General features: G+C 45.0%; 1 protein-coding gene. It reads right to left on the minus strand.

All coding sequences use genetic code 11. From position 1 onward, the window contains the following. Nucleotides 1–770, minus strand: a 770-nt coding sequence (locus tag ACS8FD_RS19465; protein WP_439277076.1) for a questin oxidase family protein, incomplete at its 3' end; no start/stop codon positions are given. Between the last annotated feature and the right edge of the window lie 10 nt (nucleotides 771–780).

Below are 780 nucleotides of genomic sequence, written 5' to 3' on the forward strand. Positions count from 1 at the left end.
AAAGCCTGCCATTCAGCCCAGCGCTTTAGCACATAAACGGTCTTAGGTACATGCTCATCGAGACTATCGGTAGTCGCTTGCAAGGTCTGTAGCCACCAAGCTTTGTCATCATCACTTAGTTGATGGTTGTTAGATGTATTTTTATCTGCTTGCCACCTTTTAATAATAGCTAGCGTGTTTTTATGGTTAGGACGGTCTTGAATGATGAACGTTGCCACCAAGGCGCGAAACCAATAACCCAATGCATCGCGCTGTGCTAACTCGTTGAGATGGGGTAGTACGCATAAAACGCTGTGCAAACTGGTTAATCCATGAATGATAAAAAATTCATTATCACTACCGTACACTATGCTTGCTGCCATCACGGTTAGCGCTTCGATAGAGTTAGTCAAATTATTGCCAGTCTCAGGTAGCTTTAGTACAACCTTATCATTAAGAAACTGTGCCATTGGCTCATTAGGGTTATCGAAGGTAATTAAACGCTGCTGGAAGCCGCCTCTATTCAATTGCTTATAATCTTCAGTTTGACTCAGCTGAACAGCTCTTTTGGTTAATTGAGATAGGCTATCGTCAGCTAAAATTTGCTCAAGCATGTCAATAGGGTGCGGCGCATCAGGTGACCATAACTGATACAAGCTATGATGTGCGCCCGTCGCTAAGGGCTGGAAGGCAGTTGCCATATAGGCCAGTCCTTCCGCTGCCATATTATCGGACTCAACATCGACCGCCCAACCTGTATGTATTACTGGATGCATTGCCGCTCCTGCCATACCCTCTGAT

The sequence above is a fragment of the Psychrobacter sp. 1U2 genome, assembly GCF_051847575.1.